Here is a 20134-nt window from a genome sequence, read left to right on the forward strand (position 1 = left end):
GACGCATCCGGTCCACGAGTCCGCGCCATGAGCGAGGATATGCCCGACAGCCTGATTCCCTATGACGAAATCGTGCAGGAGGCCCTGCGCGCAGTGGTCGGCCGGGTGCTGAGCGAAGTGGAAGCCGGCGGCCTGCCCGGCGAGCATCATTTCTACATCACCTTCAAGACGCATGCGAAGGGCGTCTCCATCCCTTCTCATCTGGTCGAGCGTTTTCCCGACGAGATGACGATCGTGCTGCAGCACAAATATTGGGATCTGAAGGTGGAAGACGGCCATTTCGAAGTCGGCCTCAGCTTTAATCAGATCCCCAGCCATCTGGTCGTGCCTTTCTCCGCAATCACCGCGTTCGTCGACCCCGCGGTCGACTTCGCGCTGCAATTCCAGGTGGATGGCGAACTTGCCGCGATGGACCATGACGACGCCGCCGAAAATGACGGCCCGACGGTCGAGCGCGAAGACGGCAGCAACGTCGTCAATGTGGACTTCGGCAGAAAGAAATAATCCCGACCTTTCGCACGGCTGCTCTTCGGCACCGCCGGAGCGCAGTCTCTGACGTAACCCGATAAAGCCCCGGCTTTTCGCCCGGGGAACGAAAGAGACCATCATGACCGACACCCGCACCGAAACCGATTCGATCGGCCCGATCGACGTTCCCGCAGATGCCTATTGGGGCGCGCAGACGCAGCGCAGCTTGCAGAACTTCCCGTTCGCGGAGCGCGAGCAGATGCCGATCCGCCTGGTCCATGCGCAGGCGATCGTGAAGCAGGCGGCCGCGCGGGTAAACCGCAAGCACGGGCTGGACGACAAAACCGCCGATGCGATCGAGGAAGCGGCGACCGCCATCACATCCGGCGAGCATGACGATCAGTTCCCGCTCACCATCTGGCAGACGGGTTCGGGCACGCAGACCAACATGAATGTGAACGAGGTGATCGCCGGCATCGCCAATGAGAAGCTGGCGGGCACGCGCGGCGGCAAGGAGCCGGTGCACCCCAATGATCACGTCAACAAGTCGCAAAGCTCCAACGACAGCTTCCCCACCGCGCTGCACATCGCCGCCGTTCTGGCGACCCGCGAACAGCTGCTGCCCGCGATGGACGTGCTCATCACCTCACTGAAGCAGAAGGTCGATGCGTGGGACGACATCGTGAAGATCGGCCGCACGCACACGCAGGACGCCACCCCTCTGACGCTGGGCCAGGAGTTTTCCGGCTATGTCGGTCAGCTGATCGCGGCGCGCACGCGGATTGAGCGCGTAGCGGAATCGAACCTGACGCAGCTCGCCATCGGCGGCACCGCGGTCGGCACCGGCCTCAACGCGCCGCAGGGTTGGGCCGAGGACATGTGCGCCGCGATTTCGGACATCACGGGTGAGACCTTCACGCCCGCACCCAACAAGTTCACCGAACTCGCCGCCAAGGACGCGCTAGTGTTCTTCCACGGCGCGCTGAACGCGCTTGCCGCGGGCCTCAACAAGATCGCCAACGATATCCGCTATCTCGGCTCCGGCCCGCGCTCGGGCCTTGGCGAACTTAACCTGCCCGCCAACGAGCCGGGCAGCTCGATCATGCCGGGCAAGGTGAACCCCACTCAGTGCGAGATGCTGACGATGGTCGCCGCGCAGGTGATCGGCAACCAACAGGCCGTCACCGTGGGCGGCATGCAGGGGCAGTTCGAACTCAACGTGTTCATGCCGCTGATCGGCTCCAACGTCCTGCGCTCGATCGACCTGCTCTCGGTCGGCATGGACAGCTTCGCCACGCGCCTGGTCGATGGCATCGAGGCGAACGAGGAGCGGATCAAGGATCTGGTCGATCGCTCGCTGATGCTGGTCACCGCGCTCGCGCCCGTCATCGGCTATGACAACGCCGCCAAGATCGCCAAGCATGCTCACGCGAACGGCCAGACGCTGAAAGAAGCGGGTCTGGAACTTGGCCTCGTCGATGAGAAGACCTTCGACGAACATGTGAAGCCGGAGAATATGGTCGGCCGCTGAGCGACGCTTCCTTTCATCGGCTGTGACGGCAGCCGAAACTGGTTGAAAATGATTGATCCCGGGCCTGCGCTCCGCCGCGCAAGCCCGGGGTTTTTACGTGACCTATAGTCGTCAAACCAGACGCGCGATCATCGCCCCGGAACTCCCCGCCGCCCATCCCGTTCATATTCCAACCGAAACGAGGTTCGTCAGAACAGGGAGACGCGTGCGATATGGGCAAAGCCACCGATCAATTTCAGGGACCGGTCCAGTCGCTCTTGGAGCAACTGTCATCGATGGCCGATGGCTTTTTCAAGCTGCTCCCGCTCCTCGCCATTGCCCTAATCGTTGTTTTCATCACCTGGATGGTGGCGAAAGGCGCCCGCAAGATCGCGGACCGGGTCACCGCCAAGACTGAAATTCGTCCGTCGCTGAAGGCGCTGGTCGATACCCTGGTGACCATCTTCGTCTGGGTGGTGGGTCTGATGATCGCGGCGACCATCATTCTGCCCGGCCTGACGCCCGCCAGCCTGCTCGCAGGCCTCGGTATCGGCGCGGTGGCGATCGGCTTTGCGTTTCAGGATATTTTTGAGAATTTCCTCGCCGGCGTCCTGATCATGATCCGCAAAAAAATGCGTATCGGCGATGTGATTAGCTGCGAAGGAATTGAAGGCCGCGTGGAGCACATCACGCTGCGCGAAACCCATGTCCGCCGCCTGTCGAATGAGGTCACGATCGTGCCCAATTCGATGCTCTTCAAAAATCCGGTGCAAATCCTGACGGACGATGCCGAACGGCGTCACGAGGTGGTCGTCGGCGTCAGCTACGACACCGATCTGGAAGAAGCGCGTGAGGTGATCCTGAAAGCCGTGGAAGATGCCGAAGGCGTCAACACCGAAAAGCGGATCGACATCTTCGCCTTCGAATTTGGCGACAGCAGCATCAATTTCCGCGTGCGCTGGTGGGCCGGTTCCAAGCCGCTCGCCATGCACCAGACCCGTGACACGGTCGTCCGTTCGGTCAAGCGCGCGCTCGACAATGCGGGCATCGAAATCCCGTTCCCTTACATCACCCACACCTTCAAGGAGCCGGTGCCGCTCGCCCGCAACGCGGACAACGACGCCGAAGCTCCTTCAACCGGAGACTGAAAATGGCTTTTCTCAAATCGCTCGCAGGGACACTGATCGGCAGGAAAGTCGGCGAGAAAACCGCGGGCCGCGGCCTGCTTGGCGCGGGTGTCGGCTTTCTCGTCACCAAAGTTGCGACCCGTTCCCTGCCCGGCGCGGCATTGGTGGGGGGCGGTTACCTCGCCAAGAAGCTGTACGATAAGCGAAAGGCGGATCGGCGCGCCCAAGCGGCTAATTCCACCGGGCTCAGCGATGAGGACACCGACATGGCGATGGCCCGTGCCGAGGGCGAGACCGAAATCGTCGACGGCGAATATAGCGACAGCGCCGTGGACGATCCGCGCGACGCCCAGCAACTAGATCCCATTCCCCCGCGCCCCGTCACCAGCTGACCTGCCCACACCCCGCATGCCCTTGACGGCGTGCGGGGTGCGCGGCCATGAACCCGCATGGCCGACCGAATTCCCCTCCAGCGCTACGGCGTGCTCTTTGTTCTGTCCTCCCCTTCGGGCGCGGGCAAATCGACCATCGCGCGCATGCTGATGAAATCCGATCCGCAGATCGCGCTGTCCGTGTCCGCAACCACCCGTAAACCGCGTCCGAACGAGAAGAACGGCGTCGATTACCACTTCGTAAGCGACGAAGAGTTCGATCAGCTGGTGTCCGACGATGCGTTTCTGGAATGGGCGCATGTGTTCGACCATCGCTACGGCACGCTCAAGGCTTCGGTGGAAAAGCTGCTCGAGGACGGTAAAGACGTGCTCTTCGATATCGACTGGCAGGGCGCGCAGCAGCTTCACCAGCGCGCGGGCAGCCAAGTGGCGCAGGTCTTCATTCTGCCGCCCTCTATCGAAGAGCTGCGCAGCCGCCTGAAAAAACGCGCCAGCGACAGCGACGAAGTGATCGCGGGACGCATGGCCCGTGCGCGCGCCGAAATCAGCCACTGGGACGGCTATGACTATGTCGTGGTGAACGACGATGTGGAGCGCTGCTTCACCGACGTGCAGACGATACTGCGCGCCGAACGCATGCGCCGCCGCCGCCAGACCGGCCTGATCGAATTCGCCCGCGAATTGATGACGGACTGAACGAAAAAGGGCCCCGCATCGCTGCGAGGCCCCTTCTGTTTTCCAATCCAGTGAGCCGGATCAGCCGCCGATCAGCGGCTGCACCACCGGGGCAAGCGAGGGATCGAGCGTGCCGGCCGTATTCAGCGCAGTCGCAATCGACTTAACCTTCGCGTACCATTCCGGATCGGCGGTGACGTTGTTCATGCCGATCGCGGCGGTCAGATAGGCATTGCCCAGCTGGCCGTTCGCCGGATTGGCATCATAACCCGCCTTTGCAACTTCCGCGGCTTCCTTGAAGTACGGTCCGGCAGCCGGCTTGTCGCCGCCCTGCAGGATGATGTTGCCGGTGTTGTTGAGCGCACCGATCAGCGCCAAACGCGCGTTCACATCGTTCGGGTTCATCTCGAAGATCGCGCGGCGGGCAGGCACGGCCTCTTCAAGAAGCGCACCGACATTGGACATGTCACCGGTCTGCGCCTTGCTGACGGCGACGGTGGTGAGCGCATCGGCAAGGAAGCCCTGGCTCTGCGCATCGCCCGATGCGGCCATCTTGCGGATGGTGTCGAGATGCGGCTGCAACGCGGCCACGGCACCGGCGAAATCGCCTGAAGCCTGTGCTGCCTGCGCCTTGGTGAAACCTTCGATCGCGGCATTGCGCATTTCAACCGGCACGCCGGCATCGTCCACTGCAACGGCGGCATCAGCCTCAGCCGTCACGCCGGCCTGCGCAGCGCCGTCACCGGACATCAGTTCAGCATCGGTACCAGCCTGAACGTCGGCACCTGCTTCAGCGGACATATCGCCATGGTCCATCTGGCCATGGTCCATCTTGCTGTGATCCATCTGTTCGGCCTGGTCCTGCGCCAGCGCGGGCGCAGCAATCGCGGACGATGCGAGCAGGGCTGCGGCAAGGATACGGGTCTTGGTAATGGGTCTTCTCCTCTGGTGGTTATCTGGCCACACGGCTTCGCAATCGCAAAAGCACGCGGGATGGGGTGATTTTTCGGCTCGGCCAAAGGGCCGCTTTCCTGTTCTGGTATAGCCGCAGGGAGATGAACCGCGCTTTTACGGCCGTGTCAACCTTGGGTCAGGGCCAATTCGCGGAAGCGCCAAGCGGAGGCGAAGTCAGCCCCGCGCGCTTCGCGGGCCTGAACCGCCAAGGCGTCTGCCCCCCAAAGCTGCTCCTGCCAAAGCTCATCCAGCACGGAGGCTTGCCATGCCTCGTCCGGCGTAATCGCGCCTTCGTCCACTGCCAGCATCAGCACCAGCGAACCGCTAATGGGTATGGTGCGCGCGAGACTGGCCAGCGCCCAATCGTCCCGCGCTGCCAGCGCTGCGGCCAGCCGTTCGAGCGTTTGCGGCGGCTGCGGCTGATGCATCACGCCGCTAGCCAGATGGAAATCGATGTCGAAACGCTGGCGCGCCCAGGCGAGCACGGGATCCCAGCGCGCAGCCTGATGCTGCACCAGCTCCTCCGGATCGGCCGCGCGGTAATAGAGCAAATCCGTATCGCCATAGCCGGAAAGTTCGCGCTCGAAATCCGCCCTGCCCGGTCCGATCCGGTCGATCGCCGCATTGGCGAGACCGGTGAGCGGCATGGCGGCCGGGTCGATCATCTCGGCTTGCGCACGCCATTCCTCTGCCACCGCCTCGGCCAGTGCATCGGTGGGTAGGAGCAAGGCTTTGCGCGCCGGCGTGTTGACGGGCCTCCCGTCCAGCAGGATTGCTCGGCCTACGCCCCGAACCTCTACCGCGACATCCTTGTAAAACCGCTTCGTCATCGATCCTGCGCGCTCATTCGCCCGGCGTACGCCATTGCGCGGATAAAAAGCGTGGCACGAACACGAAATCGGCAAAGCCCAGCACAATCAAAGCGATCCCGATCGGCCGCGGCGCGGGGATCAGCTCCAGGAAGATGAACAGCCCCACGATCACGGTGACCGCCCCCAGCAGGCGGGCGATCGATATGATGAAGAAGCGGGCCTTGGCGGGATCGTCGCTCATATCATGCTCTCCAAGATCGTCGGGATGTCCTGTGGGCGATCGGCCACCGCCTGCGCGCCGGCGCGCAGCAGCTCCGCCGGATCGTGATAGCCCCAGGCAACGCCCAGCGCATGCGCGGCGGCAGAACGCGCCATGACCATATCGAAACTGGTGTCGCCGATCACAATGGTTGTCTCCGGCGCCGCCCCGGCTTCCGCCATAGCCGCCTCGACCATCGCCGGATGCGGCTTGGACGGGTGGCCGTCCGCCGTCTGAAGGGTCACGAACAGCGCGCTCATTCCGTGAGTGTGCAGCAGACCATCAAGCCCGCGTTTCGATTTGCCGGTGGCAACGCCCAGCAACCAGCCCGCTTCGTCCAGCTGCGTCAGCACGCCCGCGATCCCGTCGAACAGTGGCTCCTCCAGCAAGCCGTTCTGCCGCATGGTGCGGAAGCGATCCTTATACCGCTCGACCAGCCCCATATGCAGCGCCTCGTCGCCCTCTGGCACAAGCACGCGCATCGCCTCGAACAGGCTGAGGCCGACGATCCGGCGAATATCGCCGCGCGCCGGAGCCCTGCGCCCTACGTCCTCGAACGCGCCTTCCATCGATGCGCAGATCGCGGCCTGGCTATCGGCCAACGTGCCGTCGCAATCGAACAGGGCAAGGCGGTTGGCGATGGCGCGCTCCCCTTACTTACGCGCGTTGCGGGAGCTGCCGCGCTGACGGCGCTCCCCGCGCCGTTCCTTGCGGATCTGCTTGGCGTGCTGGCGCGCCTTCTGCTTCTTAATCTCGGGCGGCGTCTCAGGCGGACCATCGTCGAACGGCAAATCGCCGAGCGCCTGATCGAAGCCCAGCTGCTCCATGCTCTCGGCAAAGTGCTCCGGCAGCTCGGCGGTGACGTCGATCTTGCTGCCCTGCGGCCCGCCGATCTTCAGCCGCCGCGCATGCAGGTGCATCTTGCGGCTGATCGAGCCGGTCAAGAATGCTTCCTTGCTGCCATATTTCCCGTCACCCACAATGGGATGGCCGATCGCAGCCATGTGGACGCGCAGCTGGTGGGTACGGCCGGTATAGGGCTGCAGCTCCACCCAGGCGGCGCGGTTGCCGGCGCGTTCGATCACGCGGTAGCGCGTCTTGGAGGGTTGGCCGTTCTCCTCATCCACATGCATTTTCTCGCCGCCCGTGCCAGGCTGCTTGGCGAGCGGCAGTTCGATGATGCCGTCGGCGATGTCCGGCACGCCGATCACCAGCGCCCAGTAGATCTTGCGCGCCTTGCGCGTGGCGAAGTGCTTGCTGAAATAGGCCGCGCTCCCAGGCGTGCGGGCGAGCAGCACGACGCCGGAGGTGTCCTTATCCAGCCGGTGGACCAGCTTGGGCCGCTGTTCGCTCCCCTCCTCCATCAGCGCATCGAGCATGCCGTCGAGATGGCGCGTTGTCTTCGTGCCGCCTTGCGTGGCGAGGCCCGGCGGCTTGTTCACCAGGATGGCGTGCGCGTCCTTGTGGATCACGAGGCCTTGCGCATAGGCCTCCTCCTCCGGGCTCAGCGGTTCGCGGCCGCGGCGGGTGGGCGTGTCGCTCGGCGCTTCGGCGGGCGGCACGCGCAGCTCCTGCCCCTCGGCGATGTGATCGCCCACCTTCGCGCGCCCGCCGTCGACGCGGACCTGGCCGGTACGCACCCAGCGCGAGACCAGGCCGAAGGGGATGTCCGGCATGTGCCGCTTGAACCAGCGGTCCAGCCGGATGCCGTCATCGTCAGCCTGCACGGTGAACACGCGCACCTCTTCCGATCCCTGCTTCATGCCGCCACTCCGCGTACCAGGAGGAGGCCCGCGAACAGCGCGCCGACTGACACCAGCACCGATGCCAGCGCATAGCCCGCCGCACCCATCAGCGCGCCGCGCTCTACCATCTGCACCACCTCCAGGCTGAAGCTGGAGAAGGTGGTGAACCCGCCGAGCAGGCCGACGCCCAGGAGCAGCCGTGCGTTCTCCCCCGCGTTCATCCGCGCCATCGCGCCGACGAGCAGGCCCATGGCGAGCCCGCCGATCACGTTGGCGGCGAAGGTGCCCCAGGGCCAGCCGGAGCCGGTCAGCTGGAAGGTGAGCCGGCCGAGCTGGTAACGCAGGGCCGCGCCCACGGCGCCGCCGATCATGACGAGGAGGGTGTTCATGGGGCAGCGCCTTACGCGCCCCGCGCCCCCCTTAGCAAGCCGCCGAGCCCTTCGCGCATCGCGGCGCGCGCCTCAGCTGCCGCCGTTCGCGACGATATCCACCGCGGTGCCGCCGCCGGGCCGCTCTGCAAAGGTGATGTAGTAGGCATCATTCCCGCGCGTGCCGCCGAGCGCATGGTCCCCCTGCCGGATGACGTACTCCGCGTCATAGCCTGCGCCCTTCGCGCGGGTGTAGTAGTAGTCCACCACCTCGCGCATCGGGTTGGCGCTGACGAAGCTGACCACGCGAATCTCGCATGCGTTGCCCGATGCGCCGGCGGCTTCCTGCACGCGGCCCTTGGGGTAGACGGGGAAGGCGGCGGGCATGCGGTTCGCCCAGCCAGCACCATAGCTGAGCTTGCCGTCGCAGGCCCCGGTGCGCCCCGCCTGCCGCGCGGCCATGGTGCCGAGCGTGCGGGGCTTCGCGCAGTCCTTGCACTCCTCCTCCTTCATCACGCGCGGTTCGGGCGCATGGAGGAGCTTCAGCCCGTCGAGGTCCGCGGCGGTGGCCTTGTCCCCCTGATAGCCGTTGTCCGGAGGCACCGCGCCGGTGCCGCCCGCATTCGGATCGCGCAGCGCGTTGCGGTTCGACTGATCGGTGAGGTTCGGATCGACCAGGATGGGGGAGTTCATCGCCTCGTTCACCGCCGGATCGGCATCGGCCCCCGACAGCTTGTCGTCGAGCTGGGCCACCTGCTGCTCGTTCGCCTCCTGATCGCCGCAGGCGGCGAGCGTGAGCGGCAGGCCGAGCGCTGCGGCGGCGAGCAGGACGGCGCGCAGGCCGGATCGGGTGGCGGCGGCCATCGCGTGGTGGGCAGGGGCGGTCTGCAGGTCATCGGTCATTGGGCATCGGGCTCCATCGGTTTGGGCGCGATCCTTGCGGAGGACACGCCGCGCGGGAAGCCCGAAAGGCGGTTAACGCCGCCCCGAAGCGGCCCCGCGAGACGCGATCCGCGTGGATCGTGCCACGGCGGGACGGATGCCCCGCAAACCCTAAGCCCCATGAGCCGCCCGGCCTAGCTTCACACTGCTTCACACTGTCCAGAGGGGGAAACTCGCGCTCAGTCCCTTCAGCTTTTCAGGCCAACTTCACCGAACAGTGCACTCCTATTTCCATCACCATTCCGAAAAACTCCAATGAACCGGGTGTAATTCTGAGATAATGATGATCCGATCGTGAGGGGTTTACACCATTCGCCATTCTGTAGGACAGAGAAAACTGAAGCGTCGAATGATTAGTCGGGGAGGATAGATGACTTACGAACTCGGGATGCACCCTGGGGCTGTTTGGAAGAAAACTGACTTCCAGATCCATACTCCCCGTGATCCGCAATGGGCCGGTGGTCCACATCTGGCTGGCGGAACCCCAGAAAGTGAGGCGTTGCGAAATAAGTGGGCGGACAAATTCGTTCAGGAGTGTTTAGCCCGGGAGATCGGCGCTATAGCGGTGACGGACCATCATGATTTTTGTTTCGTACCTTATGTAAAGGATGCCATCGCCAGAGCAGGTGCGGAGAATACACTTTGGCTCTTTCCGGGCGTGGAAATTACGGGAAACGATTCTGTGCAATGCCTTATCTTGTTTGAGCCTAGCTCAAAACGGGATACTTGGGCGCGCCTGTTCGGCGGAATTATCAATGACCTCGACTGGCCCGACGATAACGATGCGACAAATCCCCAAGCAGAACTCTGCGGGAGTACCATTGAACAGATAATCGAAAAGATTTGTGCAGATAAGAAGCTATCTTCGAGTACAGTAGTCATTCCCCATGGAAGACAAGGCGGACATAAATCGATAATCCGTCAGGGCATGCATGCAAGATTTGCAAACCTGGATGCTGACGCAGTTTACTCGGACCAGGGAATTGAACGATTTGATTCGTCTGCGCTAAAAAAGATTAGGGGCCAAATTTCTGAATGGGGGTCGCGTCGACGAGCGATTTTGCCCACCGGAGATAATCGGACCGCTGACTTCCAGTCGTTGGGAACCAATGAATGCTGGGTTCGTCTCGGTGAGCCTAGCACTGAGTCTTTGCGACAAGCGTTTCTCGCTGACGAAGCAAGAATAGAATATCAGAAACCGACCGTACCAAAACATCGTATCGTGCTTGTAGAAATATCCTCGGGATTAACTGGAGCGAAGTTTCAGTTCACCGTTAACGATGGTTTTACTGCGCTTATCGGCGGACGGGGGTCGGGAAAATCTTCTATATTAGAATACATAAAATACGGATTGGGCAGAGCAGCGACTGACTTTAGGTCTTCAGGAATCGAGGATAGCCGGGAACGCACCCTAATCTCCGAAACCCTAAATGAAGGCTACGTCCGAGTCACGATCGAGCGTAACGGACTTCGTGAGATTTGGACGCGTAGGGGCAGCAATCAGAGCAAAATCGAGGTGACTCTGCCCGGAGGCTCACTTGAGTGGCTCACAGTTGAGCAGGCTCAACAACGTTTCAAAGCACGAGCCTACTCACAAAAGCAGTTATCGAGCTTGATGACCAGCTCATCACAAATGGTCGATCAGATTACTGGAATTGCCGCAGCCGAAAAACTCGATATGCGGCGAGAGCTTGAACGGCAAATTCGCAATTCTCAGCGAGAAGTGAACGATTCATTTAGAGAGCTAATCTCACACTGGATAATGGAAAGTGACCTAAGAAAAGCCGTTAGCCAGACTGAAGATATACGAAGGAGGCTCGCCCAAACGAAGGAACTGATCAGCTATTCTGGGGTAAGTGCGGAAGACCAAAATGTTCTGGAAACAGCGCCCGCCTTCGCCAACTTCACTTTAATTGCTCAAGAATTTCGTGCGGAGATAACCCGTCTTAGAGTTGATCTCGAAGCAAAGAGTTCCACCGTTCATTTCCCTGCCTTGGCCGGAATTTCTCAACTTGTCGAGATTCTACCGCAAGCGCGGAAGTTGCTCGAAGAACGTAATTCTTTAGCAGAGTTTGTTGCGACGAAATACATGGAAATTCATAGCGCATTGGCGGATTTTGAGCTGCTTGAGAATTCGATTATGAGAGACTTCAATTCTGCTAATTCGATCTTCCAAAAGAAGTTATATGATGCTAAATCTAGTCAAGAGACCTTGTCCACGTTATCGGATATTGTGGCAGAGTTATCAAAGGAGCTTCAACAATCTGAATTAAATGAAGCTCGGATCGGAGCTCGGCTTGAAGAAAGCGCAACTAGTTTAGCGACCTTCAATGAAAGCCGTTCGAAGCTAGATAAACACGTGTTAGAACTTGAGAGCCTCTTGAGCGAAGCAGCATCTGATGTAGCAAAAATGTCTAGCAATTTTTTGCAGGCGTCAGTTGCAAGAGAAGCAGTTCCACACGAGTACCTGAAGGCTTTAACTGCGATATTTGAAAATTGTCGGGTTCGCGAACTTGAGGAAAAGTGCACGCGTGCCGTCAAGAAGATGACTGAAACACCGCTCGAGTGGGAAGAGATAGTTCAAAAACTCGTTGCGGCCTATCAGCAGAAGGTGGATTTGGAAAGCGAACAGTCGGTTATTGACGATTTAACGAAGCGTGAATTTGAAGCAGTTCTCGGCGATAGCCTTACAGTGGGACAGGCTCAGAGCGTTTACGATAACTTCACTGAAAACAAGATCGCTAGTCTTGTGTCTGCAGTTCCAACTATCAAGATTAGATTTGAATATAATGACAGTGGAAACATGATTCCGTTTGATCGCGCTTCTCCCGGACAGCAGGCCGCGGCACTTCTTCAACTGCTGCTCAACCAAGAGGCTGGCTCACTCATAATTGATCAACCTGAGGATGATTTGGATAACAAAGTTATTATGAAGGCAACAGAACTAATTCACGTTGCTAAGCGCGGGCGGCAGATTCTGTTCGCTACTCACAATCCAAACTTCGTCGTAAACGGAGATGCTGACAAAGTCCTAGTTCTGAAACCGGGACATTCTGAAAATGTCGAAAGCAAGTCGGCAAGAATCGAAATTGAAGCCGATGGTGCAATTGAGACGTTAAAGGTGCGTGAATTAATAACAGAAACGATGGAGGGCGGGGCCGAAGCTTTCGCCTTACGAGGCCGGAAGTACGGCGCCTAACCCGGTTGAAAGCATCCCCCCGTCCATACCCCGCGCGCAACCCTCCCCTCCCTTGCGCGTTGGCCCCGTAACGAGTAGCGCTTCGCGCGCCTCTCCCGTGCGCGCCCTTTCGGGTGCTGCACCCCCACAGACCAACCGGAGCATTCCCGCACATGACCCAGATCGGCCAAGACAGCCTGGATACCCGCGACACGCTGAGCGTGAACGGGCAGGATTATACCTATTTCTCGCTCGCCAGGGCGGCGAAGCTCGGCGACGTCTCGCGCCTGCCCTTCACGTTGAAGGTGCTTCTGGAAAACATGCTGCGCTTCGAAGACGGCGGCGCTTCCGTCTCCACCGAGGACGCGCAGGCCGTGGTCGACTGGCAGAAGGAACAGCGCAGCGACCATGAAATCCAGTATCGCCCCGCGCGCGTGCTGATGCAGGATTTCACCGGCGTGCCCGCCGTGGTCGATCTGGCCGCGATGCGCGACGGCATCAAGGCGCTGGGCGGCGACGCGGAGAAGATCAATCCGCAGGTGCCCGTGCACCTCGTCATCGACCACTCCGTCATGGTGGACGAATTCGGCACGCCGCAGAGCTTCGAGGCGAATGTGGAGCGCGAATATGAGCGCAATCTGGAGCGCTACCAGTTCCTGAAATGGGGCAGCCGCGCGTTCGACAACTTCCAGGTGGTGCCGCCCGGCACCGGCATCTGCCACCAGGTGAACCTGGAATATATCGGCAAGGGTGCGTGGACGAGCGAAGGCAAGGACGGCAAGACCTATGTCTATCCGGACACGCTGGTCGGCACGGACAGCCACACCACGATGATCAACGGCCTGGGCGTGCTGGGCTGGGGCGTCGGCGGGATCGAGGCGGAAGCGGCCATGCTGGGCCAGCCGGTCTCCATGCTGATCCCCGAAGTCGTGGGCTTCCGCCTCACCGGCAAGCTGGCCGAGGGCATCACCGCGACCGATCTGGTGCTGACCGTGGTGCAGATGCTGCGCGAAAAGGGCGTCGTTGGCCGCTTCGTGGAGTTCTACGGCCCCGGCGTGGGCGCACTGACCCTCGCCGACCGCGCGACCATCGCCAACATGGCGCCGGAATATGGCGCGACCTGCGGCTTCTTCGCGATCGACGACAAGACACTGGAATATATGCGCCTGACCGGCCGCGACGATCAGACGATCGCGGTGACGGAGGCCTATGCCAAGGCACAAGGCCTGTGGCTGGACCCGGACGTGGAGCCGGTGTTCACGAGCACGCTGTCGCTCGACATGGGCGAGGTTGTACCCTCGCTCGCCGGGCCGAAGCGCCCGCAGGACCGCGTGCGGCTCGACCAGATGGACGATCAGTTCAACAAGGATCTGGTCGATGTCTTCTCGCGCCCCAAGGAAGGCGAGAGCGTTGCGGTGGACGGCGAGGATTACGAGTTCGCCGATGGCGACGTGGCGATCGCCGCGATCACCAGCTGCACCAACACGTCCAACCCCAACATCCTGATCGCCGCCGGCCTTGTCGCCAAGAAGGCGCGCGAAAAGGGCCTCAGCCGCCGTCCGTGGGTGAAGACCTCGCTCGCGCCGGGTTCGCAGGTCGTCACCGATTATCTGGTGGCGAGCGGCCTGCAGGACGATCTGAACGCGATGGGCTTCAACCTGGTCGGCTATGGCTGCACCACCTGCATCGGCAACAGCGGCCCCCTGCCCGCGCCGATCAGCGCCGCGATCAACGACAACGATCTGGTGGCGACCTCGGTCCTCTCGGGCAACCGCAACTTCGAAGGCCGCGTGAGCCCGGATGTGCGCGCGAACTATCTCGCCAGCCCGCCGCTGGTGGTGGCCTATGCCCTGAAGGGTACGGTGCGCGAGGATATCTATGAAACGCCGCTCGGCACCGGTACGGACGGCCCGGTTTACCTGCGCGATGTGTGGCCGACCAACGAAGAGATCCAGGAGATGGTGCAGCAACATGTCGGCCCCGATATGTTCGCCAGCCGCTATGCCGAGGTGTACGAGGGTGACGAGCGCTGGCGCGCGATCGACATCACCGGCGGCGATACCTATGATTGGCCCGCCGCCTCCACCTACATCCAGAACCCGCCTTATTTCGAAGGCATGGGCATGACGCCGGATGCCATTCAGGACATCCGCGATGCCAAGGTGCTGGCGCTGTTCGGCGATTCGATCACCACCGATCACATCTCGCCGGCCGGTTCGATCAAGGTGGACAGCCCCGCGGGCGAATATCTGCGGGACCATCAGGTGTCGAAGACGGACTTCAACTCCTACGGCAGCCGCCGCGGCAACCATGAGGTGATGATGCGCGGCACTTTCGCCAACATCCGCATCAAGAACCAGATGGTTCCGGGTGTGGAGGGTGGTTACACCACCTATCAGGGCGAGCAGATGCCGATCTACGACGCCGCGATGAAGTACAAGGACGAGGGCACGCCGCTCGTCGTCGTCGGCGGCAAGGAATATGGCACCGGCTCCAGCCGCGACTGGGCGGCGAAGGGCACCATCCTGCTCGGCGTCAAGGCGGTGATCGTGGAAAGCTATGAGCGTATCCACCGCTCCAACCTTGTCGGCATGGGCGTGCTGCCGCTGCAGTTTGCGGAAGGCGAGAGCCGCGAGAGCCACAAGATGACGGGCGATGAAACCTTCACCATCAAGGGGCTGGCGAACCTTTCGCCCCGTCAGATGGTCGAGGTGGAGATGACCCGCGCGGACGGATCGACCGAGACGTTCGAGGCGCTGTGCCGCATCGATACCGCGAACGAGATGGAATATTACCGCAATGGCGGCATTCTCCATTACGTGCTGCGGAATCTCGCCGCCGAATAAGCCGTACAGATACGGAGCTTCCGAAGGGCCGGGCGCGCGATCGCCCGGCCCTTTTTCGTGCGCGCAACCATGACGGCCCGCCGCCGTTGGCTGGGGGAACACGCAAACGAAAAGGCCCCTCCCCCATGGAAAGCAATCTGAACCGCTTCGGCGGCATGAGCATCATCGTGACCGGCGCGGCGTCCGGCATCGGCAAGGCGACCGTGGAGCGCTTCCTGTCCGAAGGCGCGAACGTCACGGCGCTCGGCCATCATCGCGAAAAGCTGGAGGATGCGTTCGACGGTGCGGACAAGGAGCGGCTGCAACTGCTGGACGGCGACGTGTCCGATCCGGATCTGGCACCGAAGGTCATCGCCGCCGCGGTGGATCGTTTCGGCGGCGTGGACGTGCTCGTCAACAATGCCGGCATGGGCACGGGCGGCACGGTGGAGGACATCAGCCTGGAGGACTGGAACCGGCAGATGGCGGTGAACGTCACCGGCTATTTCCTGATGGCCAAGGCCGCGATGCCCGAAATCCGCAAGACCAAGGGCGCCATCGTGATGACGAGCTCGGTCTCGGGCCTGGGCGGGGACTGGAGCTTCGTCGGCTACAACGCATCCAAGGGCGCGATTACCAATATGGTGCGCGCGATGGCGCTGGACCATGCGGGCGAAGGCATCCGAGTGAACGCCGTCTGCCCCAGCATGACCAAAACCGGCATGACCGAGGGTATGATGGATAATGACGAGCTGCTCGACAAATTCCGCGAGCGCATCCCCTCCGGCCGCCCCGGCGAACCGGAAGAAATCGCCGCCGTCATCGCCTTCCTGGCCAGCAAGGACGCGGTCTGGGTGAACGGCGTGAACCTGCCCGTCGACGGCGGCCTCAGCGCCAGCAACGGCCAACCCCCGCTGGGGTGAGAAGGCCCGCCTTTAAACATGTTAAACTGACGACGAGTAAATAAAGGGGGCCAGATTTGGCCCCCTTCCGTCGATTTGAGACCAATCAAAAACCAACTTGGAGCTGTATCCGTACAGTACGCGGTGCCTGATAGCGTGTCACCGAGCGGTAGTCAGCCGCCGGAGTACCGGAGTCGCTTGTACCGACTTCGAGAAAATCCAGCTTGCTAGCCGAATTCAGCACATTCAGCACTGATACACGAAGTGAACCTTCAAACCAGTCGCTTGGCACTCTAATATTAGCATCAAGATCGATCGAGGTATTCCAGTCGCTTTCGAAGACCGACCCGCGGTCGACCACGGAACGATCGATGTTGGTCACAGATGGGTCCGTAACGATTTCCCCGTCACCACCAACCACGCAGAACTTGCCTTCTGCACCATAGGCATAGCCATAATCGAGGCTTTGACCAGAAATGATGAGATCACGACTGGAGATCGAGTCCGCAACTCTTCCGATGCAGCCAAACTTACGCGGAGACACCACGATCATATTGGCACCCAACGACAGCCAATCGAATGGCGAATAAGATCCGTAGATCTTGAAATTATGCCGCCGATCGTTCGGCAGGTAACCAAACGAACCGAGCGTCAAACTGGGGAAGTCGAAGTCGGTTGCCAATCCGGTATCAGTCTGGCCGTTATCCGACTTCACGCCACCTTCGATATTACCCTCGTTAAACGAGTAGGTATAAGACCCTTGCAGGAACCAAGTGCCGTCATATTCGCGTTCGAAGGTGAAGGTAACGCCTTTGTAGTCCCGTCGCGCTGCGGGGTAACCCAGTTGATCGGGTGTAAGCGTGATGGGATCGAAGCTGCCGTCCAGTGCATACACAGGAGTGATGGTAATCGGCTGTCCGGGGTTGTTAAGAGCATACTGTGCGGCCCCAAAGAAGTTCCCGCCACCGCAATCAACGATGTTGTTATCACGACAGTAGTTCAAGATTCCTTGATCGATCGCGGAATCTTCCAGCGATGCATTAAGATTGCGGTAGGTACCGTAAAGACCCAGCCTCCAACGCTGCCCGATACGCTGTTCGTAACCAACAATATATTCATCGACAGACTGATTTTCGAGATTTTGCGCGACAACCGAGTCCAGCGGGGAAACCGTCCCGTCATTACGCAGCACGCAGTTGTTCCCGGAAACGCCAGGAGGACAATCTGCGTTCGGAATGGCCGCACCAAGGATCGGAGTGTTATCGGGATTGAGGCCGTTCAGCAGGAACAGCTTGTCGTAATCCAGTTCGGCTCCGCCCAAGCGAATGTTCGTATTGGTAGCGATGGGGAGGTAGTAACGGCCAAAGGAACCGTACAGCTTCGCCCGAGCATCACCAAATACGTCAAAGGTGAAGCCGAGCCTAGGCTGAAAATTGTCCCCAGAGTTGTAATAAACATCACCGTTGATGTTCTTGTTTTCGAACCGGTCATTACGCAGCCCAAGATTGAGGGTTAGACGGTCATTGAAGAGCGACCAGTTGTCTTGGATGTAATAAGCTTCGTTCCGCGATTCGAAAGTTCCGCCATTGATGAACGTTCGCGCTTGCACATAGTCCGTTCCGGCAGGCAAACCGTATGAGTTGGAAGCCGGTGCTCGCACGTAGGTATACGCAACGCCGCCCGTGTAAGTTGTGGTATTTACCGAAGTCAGATCCTCTCGATCATACCCGAATTTCACATGATGGCTTCCCAGCAATTCGAAGTAGACGTCGGCGTCCGCTCGGTAAAACTCGCGCTCGTCCTCTTGCGTTTGGATGGCGTTGGTTTGATTGCCGAGAGGGGTGCTGGTTCCGAAGCGCTGATCCGAAATAAACGGAGTTACGATATCGCTTGGCAACGTATTGTCGCGCGCTTTATTTTTGCCGTAAGCAGCAGAAATGGTCAGAAAGTCAGTTATATTGCCAGTATAACGACCAACGTAGTTTTCTCCGCCGTATTGGTTCACCGAAGTTCCACTCAGACTACCAATGGTGTTGGAGTCCAAGTCAGAGTAATTGAAAATCCTGCGGAGGGACTCCCCGCTCGTATTGAAATACGTAAATTCAAGACGCTGACCGTCTACTATGACGGCATCTAGTTTACCGGCATAGAATGGGTTTGTCGTACTATCTTGAAAAACCGCGATTGGCGAAACGCTGGTTAAATTACCACTGCCGTCGAAATTCGGAGTGGTCGTTGCAAATTGGGATCGCCGATCGCGCGCGTTGTACAGACCGTAGAAGAACAGATGATCTTTGATAATCGGCCCCGAAAGCTGAGCGATCATATCGGTATTTTCCACCGATGCAAAGTCATTGTCGCGGAACAAGGTGTTCGGCGAATCGCTCCGCAGATCATCGGGTTCCCAGTTGAACTTGACACTACCGTGAAATTCATTCGATCCCGACTTGGTAGTAGCATTTACGAAGGCGCCCGTGGCACGACCGAATTCGGCCTGGTACCCGCCATTTTTGACTTCCACCGACTCGTAGAAATCATAAGGCACGGTAGCAGCACCCAGACCCTGTCGAAAATCGGTGATGTTCAAGCCGTTAATGTAGAACACATTTTCGGAAACCGACGATCCGACTGCAGAAGCGAGATTACCGAATGCGCTATCCCCTTGATCGGTACCCGGAGCCAGCCTAATGATCGAGGTCAGATCGCGAGCCACAGGGATGCGATCCGATATTTCGGCTACATTGATGACAGCCCCGGTTGTCGTCTGATCGAAATCCACGACTGCAGTTCGCGTTCCTTGAACGACGATGACATCGCCGGCGTCCGACACTGCCTGCCCTTCGGGCACTAGTGCAAAGTTGTTGGCTGCACCGCTCTGATCGAGCACCACGCCACGCTCGCTGTAGGTATCGTAACCCGGCGCGCTAACCGTGAAAGTGTAGGAGCCAGGCGGAATTTGGGTTACGCGATAAGCACCCGAGGAATTCGTCGTGACCGTGCGGCTCGAACCTTGAGCCTCCGAGACAACCGTAACCGTAGCGCCTGCAATGTTTTGACCATTTGGACCAGTGACGCGGCCTGATGCGTTAATATTTGTATAGTCCTGCGCGACAGCCGGCGCTGCCGCAAGCACCGTCGCCCCGGCAGACACGCTGACTAGCGCCAATGCTCGCAACGCCGACCCCGCCAAAGACGAGGCTTTGAGATAGCTATTCTTCAACGAATTTTCCTCTTCCCACCATAAGGATTCCAGACAGACCGGTTCTGCCGATCACAGCCCTCAAACTCCACTGTGTGAGAGCGAGAGTAAACCCCTGAGCTTTCTGATCGAGTGAATTAAACTGCACTGTTGCAAAATTACGTCAGATGCGCGTCTTGAAAAAAACTCTGGTCGCGGAAACAACAGCGCGCATGATTAATTTATGGGTATTGGAGTTTACCTTGACTGCTAGTACGTATTCGACGCTATACGGCAAATCTGTGTTTTAACGATTATCATCTCTTGTGGCTGGATAACCGCATTCATTTTGACCCCTAGCCCATGGTCAGCGTTCAACCACGCCAAGAATGACTAATTTTATGCCAGGAACGCGCAGGGAAGAGGCAAGTGCAATTTGCGCACTCGTGAAACGCTCTTTGACATTGATGCCATACCGGCACCTCGTTCTCTGCGATCACGCGAGAGCGGAATTGGCCAAGCGCGTTATTAGGAGCTGATCCACAACAATCTCTCCCCCCCCCCCCCCCCCCTCCCCCCCCCCCCCCCCCCCCCACCCCCCCCCCCCCCCCCCCCGCCCCTCCCCCCCCCCCCCCCCCCTCCCCCCCCCCCCCCCCCCCCCCCCCACCCCCCCCCCCCCCCCCCCCCCCCCCCCCCCCCCACCCCCCCCCCCCCCCCCCCCTCCCCCCCCCCCCCCCCCCCCCCCCCCCCCCCCCCCCCCCCCCCCCCCCCCCCCCCCCCCCCCCCCCCCCCCCCCCCC

At 60.4% G+C, this 20134-nt stretch carries 16 protein-coding genes; 8 read left to right on the forward strand and 8 right to left on the reverse strand.

Annotation, left to right across the window (positions count from 1 at the left end):
* The first annotated feature begins 27 nt into the window (after nt 1-27).
* The 5 genes from I6A82_RS14285 (at nt 28) to gmk (ending at nt 4193) form a co-directional block, all read left to right on the forward strand.
* Nucleotides 28-504, forward strand: a complete 477-nt coding sequence (locus I6A82_RS14285; protein ID WP_187334439.1) for an SspB family protein — start codon at nt 28-30, stop codon at nt 502-504.
* 103 nt (nt 505-607) lie between these two features.
* Nucleotides 608-1999 carry a class II fumarate hydratase gene (gene fumC, locus I6A82_RS14290; protein WP_198095396.1) on the forward strand — a complete coding sequence of 464 codons (1392 nt, stop codon included), beginning with the start codon at nt 608-610 and terminating at the stop codon, nt 1997-1999.
* Nucleotides 2000-2211: 212 nt separating this feature from the next.
* Nucleotides 2212-3126, forward strand: a complete 915-nt coding sequence (locus I6A82_RS14295; protein ID WP_198095397.1) for a mechanosensitive ion channel family protein — start codon at nt 2212-2214, stop codon at nt 3124-3126.
* Between the two features lie 2 nt (nt 3127-3128).
* Nucleotides 3129-3497, forward strand: coding sequence for a hypothetical protein (locus I6A82_RS14300; protein ID WP_198095398.1), 369 nt, complete (start codon nt 3129-3131; stop codon nt 3495-3497).
* Nucleotides 3498-3554: 57 nt separating this feature from the next.
* Complete coding sequence (gene gmk / locus I6A82_RS14305; RefSeq protein WP_198095399.1) at nt 3555-4193, forward strand: guanylate kinase; 639 nt, start codon at nt 3555-3557, stop codon at nt 4191-4193.
* A 60-nt stretch (nt 4194-4253) separates the two neighbouring features.
* On the opposite strand, the gene I6A82_RS14310 is transcribed toward gmk, so the two are convergent.
* From I6A82_RS14310 to I6A82_RS14340, 7 genes are all read right to left on the reverse strand, one after another.
* Nucleotides 4254-5138: a hypothetical protein gene (locus I6A82_RS14310; protein WP_198095400.1), complete on the reverse strand. Its 885-nt coding sequence runs from the start codon at nt 5136-5138 to the stop codon at nt 4254-4256.
* A 113-nt stretch (nt 5139-5251) separates the two neighbouring features.
* The gene (locus I6A82_RS14315) at nt 5252-5956 is read right to left on the reverse strand and encodes an ATP12 family chaperone protein (protein WP_198095401.1); all 705 of its coding nucleotides are present in this window, start codon (nt 5954-5956) and stop codon (nt 5252-5254) included.
* A gap of 13 nt (nt 5957-5969) precedes the next feature.
* Entirely contained in the window at nt 5970-6179 is a 210-nt protein-coding gene (locus I6A82_RS14320; protein ID WP_198095402.1) for a hypothetical protein, read from the reverse strand.
* Nucleotides 6176-6838, reverse strand: a complete 663-nt coding sequence (locus tag I6A82_RS14325) for an HAD-IA family hydrolase (RefSeq protein ID WP_198095655.1) — start codon at nt 6836-6838, stop codon at nt 6176-6178. The genes I6A82_RS14320 and I6A82_RS14325 overlap by 4 nt, the downstream gene beginning before the upstream one ends.
* Nucleotides 6839-6850: 12 nt before the next feature.
* A complete protein-coding gene (locus I6A82_RS14330) occupies nt 6851-7960 on the reverse strand; it encodes an RluA family pseudouridine synthase (protein ID WP_198095403.1) in 1110 nt (369 codons plus the stop codon).
* A complete protein-coding gene (gene crcB / locus I6A82_RS14335; RefSeq protein WP_198095404.1) occupies nt 7957-8331 on the reverse strand; it encodes a fluoride efflux transporter CrcB in 375 nt (124 codons plus the stop codon). Before crcB ends, I6A82_RS14330 begins: the two co-directional genes overlap by 4 nt.
* A 72-nt stretch (nt 8332-8403) precedes the next feature.
* Nucleotides 8404-9213, reverse strand: coding sequence for a hypothetical protein (locus I6A82_RS14340; RefSeq protein WP_198095405.1), 810 nt, complete (start codon nt 9211-9213; stop codon nt 8404-8406).
* Between the two features lie 409 nt (nt 9214-9622).
* Here I6A82_RS14340 and I6A82_RS14345 point away from each other — a divergent pair, with 409 nt between their 5' ends.
* The 3 genes from I6A82_RS14345 to I6A82_RS14355 all read left to right on the forward strand — a co-directional run bounded on the left by I6A82_RS14345 (nt 9623) and on the right by I6A82_RS14355 (nt 16178).
* On the forward strand, nt 9623-12451 hold the full coding sequence (locus tag I6A82_RS14345) for a TrlF family AAA-like ATPase (protein WP_198095406.1): 2829 nt from the start codon (nt 9623-9625) through the stop codon (nt 12449-12451).
* A gap of 152 nt (nt 12452-12603) precedes the next feature.
* Nucleotides 12604-15276 (forward strand): aconitate hydratase AcnA, encoded by a 2673-nt coding sequence (gene acnA / locus I6A82_RS14350; protein WP_198095407.1) that lies wholly within the window; start codon nt 12604-12606, stop codon nt 15274-15276.
* A 125-nt stretch (nt 15277-15401) separates the two neighbouring features.
* Nucleotides 15402-16178: an SDR family NAD(P)-dependent oxidoreductase gene (locus tag I6A82_RS14355; protein ID WP_198095408.1), complete on the forward strand. Its 777-nt coding sequence runs from the start codon at nt 15402-15404 to the stop codon at nt 16176-16178.
* Nucleotides 16179-16263: 85 nt separating this feature from the next.
* On the opposite strand, the gene I6A82_RS14360 is transcribed toward I6A82_RS14355, so the two are convergent.
* On the reverse strand, nt 16264-19377 hold the full coding sequence (locus tag I6A82_RS14360; RefSeq protein WP_198095409.1) for a TonB-dependent receptor: 3114 nt from the start codon (nt 19375-19377) through the stop codon (nt 16264-16266).
* Between the last annotated feature and the right edge of the window lie 757 nt (nt 19378-20134).

Origin of the sequence: Novosphingopyxis sp. YJ-S2-01 (assembly GCF_016093175.1) — a bacterium.
In the GTDB taxonomy this organism is placed as follows: Bacteria; Pseudomonadota; Alphaproteobacteria; order Sphingomonadales; family Sphingomonadaceae; genus Novosphingopyxis; species Novosphingopyxis iocasae.

Bases quoted from the DNA above. Each gene is read 5' to 3' on its own strand.
- I6A82_RS14345 (WP_198095406.1), top strand. From the start codon at position 9,623: ATGACTTACGAACTCGGGATGCACCCTGGGGCTGTTTGGAAGAAAACT.
- crcB (WP_198095404.1), bottom strand. From the start codon at position 8,331: ATGAACACCCTCCTCGTCATGATCGGCGGCGCCGTGGGCGCGGCCCTG.
- I6A82_RS14285 (WP_187334439.1), top strand. From the start codon at position 28: ATGAGCGAGGATATGCCCGACAGCCTGATTCCCTATGACGAAATCGTG.
- I6A82_RS14355 (WP_198095408.1), top strand. From the start codon at position 15,402: ATGGAAAGCAATCTGAACCGCTTCGGCGGCATGAGCATCATCGTGACC.
- gmk (WP_198095399.1), top strand. From the start codon at position 3,555: ATGGCCGACCGAATTCCCCTCCAGCGCTACGGCGTGCTCTTTGTTCTG.
- fumC (WP_198095396.1), top strand. From the start codon at position 608: ATGACCGACACCCGCACCGAAACCGATTCGATCGGCCCGATCGACGTT.
- I6A82_RS14320 (WP_198095402.1), bottom strand. From the start codon at position 6,179: ATGAGCGACGATCCCGCCAAGGCCCGCTTCTTCATCATATCGATCGCC.
- I6A82_RS14340 (WP_198095405.1), bottom strand. From the start codon at position 9,213: ATGACCGATGACCTGCAGACCGCCCCTGCCCACCACGCGATGGCCGCC.
- acnA (WP_198095407.1), top strand. From the start codon at position 12,604: ATGACCCAGATCGGCCAAGACAGCCTGGATACCCGCGACACGCTGAGC.
- I6A82_RS14295 (WP_198095397.1), top strand. From the start codon at position 2,212: ATGGGCAAAGCCACCGATCAATTTCAGGGACCGGTCCAGTCGCTCTTG.
- I6A82_RS14315 (WP_198095401.1), bottom strand. From the start codon at position 5,956: ATGACGAAGCGGTTTTACAAGGATGTCGCGGTAGAGGTTCGGGGCGTA.
- I6A82_RS14300 (WP_198095398.1), top strand. From the start codon at position 3,129: ATGGCTTTTCTCAAATCGCTCGCAGGGACACTGATCGGCAGGAAAGTC.
- I6A82_RS14330 (WP_198095403.1), bottom strand. From the start codon at position 7,960: ATGAAGCAGGGATCGGAAGAGGTGCGCGTGTTCACCGTGCAGGCTGAC.